The 6,668-nt window shown below is 42.8% G+C and carries 5 protein-coding genes and 1 pseudogene; 4 read left to right on the top strand and 2 right to left on the bottom strand.

Annotation, left to right across the window (positions count from 1 at the left end; genetic code table 11):
- Positions 1-25: 25 nt before the first annotated feature.
- A pseudogene (locus R7040_RS15255) lies at positions 26-754 on the top strand (GntP family permease); the annotation flags it as partial.
- Between the two features lie 266 nt (positions 755-1,020).
- Here R7040_RS15255 and rcnR read toward each other — a convergent pair.
- The gene (gene rcnR / locus R7040_RS15250; protein WP_005375370.1) at positions 1,021-1,293 is read right to left on the bottom strand and encodes a Ni(II)/Co(II)-binding transcriptional repressor RcnR; all 273 of its coding nucleotides are present in this window, start codon (positions 1,291-1,293) and stop codon (positions 1,021-1,023) included.
- 135 nt (positions 1,294-1,428) lie between these two features.
- Here rcnR and R7040_RS15245 point away from each other — a divergent pair, with 135 nt between their 5' ends.
- A complete protein-coding gene (locus R7040_RS15245) occupies positions 1,429-2,505 on the top strand; it encodes a nickel/cobalt efflux protein RcnA (protein ID WP_042521547.1) in 1,077 nt (358 codons plus the stop codon).
- 549 nt (positions 2,506-3,054) lie between these two features.
- On the top strand, positions 3,055-4,614 hold the full coding sequence (locus R7040_RS15240; protein ID WP_031778895.1) for a methyl-accepting chemotaxis protein: 1,560 nt from the start codon (positions 3,055-3,057) through the stop codon (positions 4,612-4,614).
- A gap of 148 nt (positions 4,615-4,762) precedes the next feature.
- Here the strand turns inward: R7040_RS15240 and R7040_RS15235 are convergent, their stop codons facing one another.
- Entirely contained in the window at positions 4,763-5,662 is a 900-nt protein-coding gene (locus tag R7040_RS15235) for a LysR family transcriptional regulator (RefSeq protein WP_115386754.1), read from the bottom strand.
- 141 nt (positions 5,663-5,803) lie between these two features.
- Between R7040_RS15235 and accD the strand changes: the two genes are divergently transcribed.
- A complete protein-coding gene (accD, locus tag R7040_RS15230; RefSeq protein ID WP_213871222.1) occupies positions 5,804-6,667 on the top strand; it encodes an acetyl-CoA carboxylase, carboxyltransferase subunit beta in 864 nt (287 codons plus the stop codon).
- Position 6,668: the final 1 nt, after the last annotated feature.

Raw genomic sequence — 6,668 nt, 5'->3', positions numbered from 1 at the left:
CTGAAACTCAGTATATTGTTTAATAATTATTCAATTTCGGACGACTTGGTTTTCTGTCCGAATTACGCAACAAAGCCCAACATTTGGTCAATTTATCGCTTTTATCGGCAGCCCTACTATTGCACTATCAATAGCGACGTTACTAGCGGTTTACACATTGGGTAATAACCTTACCAAAGAAGAAGCGAATGAAAAGATGGAACAAGGAATCTCCACTTGTGGCATCATTTTGTTAGTAACAGGAGCTGGTGGCGCGTTAGGTGCCGTATTGCGTGAAACGGGTGCGGGCGCAGAGATTGCTAACCAAGTTGCAGGGCTTCCTATTTCTGCGGTTATGATTCCATTTATTATTGCGACGTTAGTTCGTATTATTCAGGGCTCTGGTACAGTCTCCATGATAACCGCTGCTTCTATATCTGCCCCAGTTTTAGTAAATATTCCTGACGTTAACCTTTTATTCGCAGCGACGGCAGCTACGATGGGATCTCTATTTGCTGGCTACTTTAATGACTCGCTATTCCATATTGTTAATCGATTAATGGGGGTGACTGAGGTTAAGAAACAACTCATTATTTGGACTATTCCAACAACAATTGCTTGGGCTATTGGTGGTTCATTAGTCATGATTCTTAACTTATTCTTCGGATCTCATGGTTCAATCTTTGATCCTGTGTTACCACTTGCTGTACTTTTGGGGTGTGTTGCATTTACAAAATCTTACAGCGCTAAGCACGTCGAATTACAAGAGGTATAAAGGTTTACTTGTACTCTTCCATAAAGTAAAAACCTATCACAATATGTATTTTTATCAGATAGTTTAGAGTTTTTTAATAATATGAACGGCCCTATGTTTGGGCCGTTTTAGTTCTTATAAATAAACTATTTAAATTGAACCGATATAGGTTCCGTTTTCAACTTAATCAATATGAAATGGAATTGTTATTTCCCGCTTAGTAAGAGATTACCTATAAAGGTTCTATTCGAGTTTAACTCTAGTGATTTTACTCTAGCGAAGTAGGGTTACTTTATATAAGAGTCCAGTACTTTTAATACGACTTCCATATCTTTTTCACGTTGAGTTTTGTCTTCCTCAAGTACGACGTGTTCAAGTAAGTGACCTTTAATTACTTCTCGCATCAAACCATTTACTGCTCCCCGAATAGCGGCAATCTGCTGCAACACATCTTGGCATTCATGCTCTTCTTCCAGCATTTTTTTAAGTCCATTCACCTGACCCTGTATTTTACTGACTCGAGTGTTGAGCTTCTTTTGATCTCTGGTTGTATGCGACATGTCTTATCTTCTTTAAGTTACGGGCCGAGTTATTCTAACTGATAATGTAGCACTCAATTTATACTGGGGGGTAGTATTTAATACTGGGGGGGAGTATAGTTTGCGATAAATTAGAATCAATAACAGAGAACAACAATGGATTTTGTCGCGTTACTACAACAAGGTAATGGGTGGTTCTTTATTCCCAGTGCCATTTTGCTTGGCGCCTTGCATGGTTTAGAACCTGGGCACTCTAAAACGATGATGGCGGCGTTCATTGTCGCGGTGAAAGGAACGGTCAAACAAGCCGTGATGCTGGGTTTAGCTGCCACACTTTCTCACACTGCAATTGTATGGTTAATCGCTGTTGGCGGGATGTATATTAGCCAGAAATTCACCGCTGAAGCGGCTGAACCATGGATGCAACTTATCTCTGGGGTCATTATCGTGACAACCGGCGTATGGATGTTTTGGCGGACATGGAGCGATGAGCGAGCTTGGAACAAAGCTCAGGATCATGCTCGCGATTGGACGACGCAAGTTGTGGATACAGGACATGGGCATGTTTCGCTTTCGATTACAGAGGAAGGGGAGCATCACCGTTTCCAGTTGCGAACACTCAGCGGTAAACCTTTAACTGCTGAAGGTATCAAGGTTTCGGTATCGAGTGATGGTTATCAACCTGCTGATATTTATCACTTTATAGAGCGTGATGGATACTTGGAATCGGCGTCTTGCATTGAAGTCTCTAATGGACTTTCTGTCACTTTGAGCATCGGGCACCATGATCATACCCATGACTTTGATGTACATTTTCGTCCTGGTTCTCATTTAGAAAGCGAAGATAAGGAATATCAAGATGCTCACGAACGCGCTCACGCTTTAGACATTCAAAAACGCTTTGAGAATCGAGACGTGACGAATGGGCAAATTCTGCTGTTTGGATTAACGGGTGGTTTGATTCCATGCCCTGCTGCGGTAACGGTTTTGCTTATCTGTTTGCAGCTTAAGGCAATGACTCTTGGTGCGACTTTAGTTGTGTCATTCAGTATTGGCTTAGCCTTGACTCTGGTTGCAGTTGGCGTTGTGGCAGCAGTGGGCGTGCAAAAAGCGACATCTAAATGGAGCGGTTTGAATGATGTTGCACGTCGAGCTCCTTACTTATCGGGCGTCTTGATCAGTGCAGTTGGTTTATACATGGGTATGCATGGATACATATCGCTGACGAGTTAAACTCTGTGATAAAGACTCTTTTCCTTTCTTTTTGTATGGGTAATGGCTTCATGCCTTGGTTTGCATGTTTTGCTGCCGGTTCTTGATTGAGAATCACTCGATCCGACATCGCTGCCATATCTACAAACCAAGTCATTCTCGCTTCACCAAGCATCTCGGATTACAACCGCTGCAATTGTGGCTCTAATATCTGAACCTGAGATACTAAATGATAAAACGGGAGCACTGACCACAGCGCTCCCGACGGCAAAACGCTAATTAGAACTCTTTTCTTTAATGTTCGATACCAATTTGGTCGCATAGTTAAATTTAACTATGCAAACGTTTCCTTTTGCGTACTCGTCCCTTCGCCAAACCTCGTAGAAATGTGACGTTTTGAAGACTTTTTTTCCTTCTGTCTAAAGTAATCGGGAACCAAGCAGATACATAGTTATAAAGTTATGTCTTGCTCTGCCAAACAGACCCAAAATGCAGTTTGGTTGGTTTTGGAGAAGAAAGGCTTAGCGCTCGATTAATGAGCATCAATTGAATTGTATTGAGACAATTATAATGAAAAGAATCATCTTATTAGCAGTCTGCGCCATGTTTGGTATTGCTGTCGTGGCGAGTATGGCATCAACGTACCTAATTTCGAGTCAGAAAATCGATGACATCATCTTAAACAAATCCCAAGTTCAAGCTGAGTTTCTAGCGGGAAATGCGAGTTATATTTTGGAGAACTCAGCCAATCCAATGCAAGATTTACAATCGCTTGTTGAGGGGCTGAAACAACGTTCAGACGTGAGTTATGCCGTTGTAATTGATCGTAACGTGACGGCAGTAGCCCACAGTGATAAGCACAAGCTGAACAAAACCTATAACGATGAATATACTGTTGAAGGCGCGACGAGAGGTGTTCAACAGTACTCAAAGTGGTATGCCGATGTACAGAAAGTATGGGTGTTTGACATCATGGCACCAATTTATGTGGATGGTCAGTTATACGGTACTTTTGATATTGGTATTCCTATTACCGAAGTGAGCCAAGCGACGAATGGAATTATTACTTACCAGTTGATCTCTATGGTGGCGATCTTCGTTATGTGTGTTTTGATTCTGTCACTTCTGCTAAATAAACTGATGAGACCGCTTTCTGCGCTTAAAGACGCTCTACAAGACATCTCAAAAGGAGACGGAGACTTAACCGTTCGTTTGCCAGCGAAAGGTAATGACGAAGTCGCGCAAATTTCTTCTGCTTTCAACGTTTTTGTTGGGAAAGTACATGAGATTATTACACAAGTTGTAAATACTGGTGTGGAGCTTAATAGTTCAGCTGTCGCTTTGCGTGGGCAATCTCAACAAGCGCTCACAAGAGGGCAAGAGCAGAACGAGCAAACCATGCTGGTTGTCACATCCATGAACGAAATGATTGCGACGGTCAATGAAATTGCCTCCAATGCTGCTGGAGCGGCAAATGCTGCGAGTGCAGCAAGTAATGAAGCGCAAGATGGCTACACGACGCTAGAAAGAACCAAAACGGCGATGACTAATCTTGAAAACGAGATGAACAGCACTTCCAACATTATCGTGAGTCTTGCTGAAAATACTCAGTCGATTGGTAGTATTCTAGAGGTGATTAGAGGTATTTCGGAGCAAACCAATCTATTGGCTCTCAATGCGGCTATCGAAGCTGCACGCGCTGGTGATGCCGGCCGAGGTTTTGCAGTCGTAGCTGATGAAGTTCGCAACCTAGCGACTAAAACGGCTCATTCTACCGATGAAATTGACAATATGATTCACCAGCTACAAACTGAAGCTCAAAGTGCGGTGAATTCAATGAGTAATAGTAAGACTCTTATTGAAGAAGGAACGGCAGAAACTGAGTTAGCTCGACAGGCTTTAGAAGCAATAGCTGCACAAGTGACGACTATTTCAGATATCAATACTCAAGTAGCAACCGCAACAGAACAGCAATCAACGGTAGCAAACGAAATTAATATGAACATGGATACCGTCAGCCACTCAGTGAAAAGTGCGCTAACGGCGAGTGAGCAACTAGAAGCATCAAGTCAACAACTCGCGGAGCTATCGCGAACACTCGATCGTCACGTGGGAGCGTTTAGAATCTAAACGCCAACTGACCCTCTTTAATAAAAAGCCAGTAAATGTTAATTGCTGGCTTTTTTATTTGAAAAAATCGAGTCTCAAATCGCTTAGCGGTGTTTGTCCTTTCTAGACGATAAAACAGAATACGATAAATTAGTTGAGTAAAGCTTAGCTAGGCGTTAAGTTTTGCGTTTTGCTTTAAATGTTCAACAAACATAGATATTTTCTTAGCTACATGTTTTCTAGACGAGTAAAAAGCGTAAAGCACTAAATCCTCAGGTTCGTACTCTAGAGTGACTATTTCTAGCTCACCATTTTTGATCTCATTTTGGCATGACTCAATTGGCAATATTGCGTATCCAAGCCCTGATAACGCGCCATATCTGGCGAGATGACCGCTGTTTACTTTGAATGAAGATTGCACAGTTTGAGTAATATGGCCCCCAACAGGGTTTCTGAATACCCATGGTGCACCATTTACTGCGGTAAGCGTCGTGATGCAGGGAACATGACTTAGATCCGTAATTTTGTAAGGGGTGGCGTATTTCTCAATTAGTTGAGGCGCGGCTAAAATGGCACTGGGCCAGCGTTTTATCTCTCTCGCCACCCAGTTACTGTCTGACAAAGTCCCTCTATGAAAACTCAAAATGACATCAAAGCTATCAATAACATCATCTTTAGGGTTTAGCGTTGTATCGCAAGACAAAGAGATTGACGGGTATTGCGTGCAAAAGGTGACAACCGCTTTGGCCAGTACAGGTGTGTCTGGCATAAGAATTCGCAGTTCCCCTGTTACCGTGTGCGAGTGGCGCGTTACCGTTTCTAGTGCGGCGTTGAGTTGCTCCAATAACGGACGAGTGCTGCTATAGAGCTCTTCTCCAGCCTCGGTAGGCGTCATTCGCCTTGTTGTTCTATTGAACAACCTAATGTTTAACTTTTCTTCAAGCAGGGCAATGTGTCGGCTGATATTTGATGTTGGTATATTCAAACACTCAGCGGCTCGCTTAAAGCTGTTGTTCTCATAAACACAGTGAAAACTTTTTAACCAGATTTGGTCAACGTTATCAAACATTTCATTATCCCACTTTATTGGATTATCAAGCCAGCATATCGCACTTTATCCCTGTACTAAGTTACATACAATTTTATTTACAAGTTTAAGCGAACAAACAACGAGATATCGCGCTAGAACGTAATCAATAGTGGTGAATTTATGAGCTGGTTAGAACGGTTATTTGAGAATAAAAATATAATAGGTTCGCGCAAAGCGTCTATCCCTGAGGGCGTTTGGACAAAGTGTCCTGAGTGTGAACAAATACTTTATCGTGCCGCGTTAAAAGAAAATTTGGAAGTATGCCCTAAATGCTCACATCACATGAGAATGGCTGCGCGTCAAAGGTTGATCTCTTTTCTGGACCATGGAACACAACAAGAGTTGGCAAGTGAGTTGGAGCCACAAGATATTTTGGGTTTTAAAGACTTAAAGCGATATAAAGAGCGAATTGCTTTAGCACAGAAAACGACTGGAGAAAAAGATGCGTTGGTGGTGATGGAGGGCAAGTTATTGGGGCTGCCTGTTGTTGCGTGTGCATTCGAATTCTCTTTCATGGCAGGCTCAATGGGCGCAGTGGTTGGCGAGAAGTTTGTCCGAGCAGTTGAAAGCGCAATTAATACAAAATCTGGGTTAGTATGTTTTTCCGCTTGCGGAGGGGCGCGCATGCAAGAGTCTTTGGTGGCTCTCATGCAAATGTCAAAAACCAGCGCCGCGTTAAACCACTTATCTGAGCACAGATTACCCTATATCTCAGTATTGACGGACCAAACTTATGGTGGCGTCTCGGCGAGTTTAGCCATGTTAGGAGACATCAATATTGGTGAACCTAAAGCAAGTATTGGCTTTGCGGGAAGACGGGTCATTGAGCAAACGGTACGTGAAAAGCTACCAGACGAGTTTCAGCGAAGTGAATTTTTACTAGCGCATGGTGCGCTAGATATGATTGTCGATAGACGTGAAATGCGCGATCGCGTTGGCCGCTTACTGGCTAAGTTAACCAACGCGAGGGTGGTCTCAGAATAGG

The sequence above is a fragment of the Vibrio sp. 1069 genome, assembly GCF_033340555.1.
This window is presented reverse-complemented; position numbering and strand designations above follow the sequence as displayed.

Bases quoted from the DNA above. Each gene is read 5' to 3' on its own strand.
- rcnR (WP_005375370.1), bottom strand. From the start codon at position 1,293: ATGTCGCATACAACCAGAGATCAAAAGAAGCTCAACACTCGAGTCAGT.
- R7040_RS15245 (WP_042521547.1), top strand. From the start codon at position 1,429: ATGGATTTTGTCGCGTTACTACAACAAGGTAATGGGTGGTTCTTTATT.
- R7040_RS15240 (WP_031778895.1), top strand. From the start codon at position 3,055: ATGAAAAGAATCATCTTATTAGCAGTCTGCGCCATGTTTGGTATTGCT.
- R7040_RS15235 (WP_115386754.1), bottom strand. From the start codon at position 5,662: ATGTTTGATAACGTTGACCAAATCTGGTTAAAAAGTTTTCACTGTGTT.
- accD (WP_213871222.1), top strand. From the start codon at position 5,804: ATGAGCTGGTTAGAACGGTTATTTGAGAATAAAAATATAATAGGTTCG.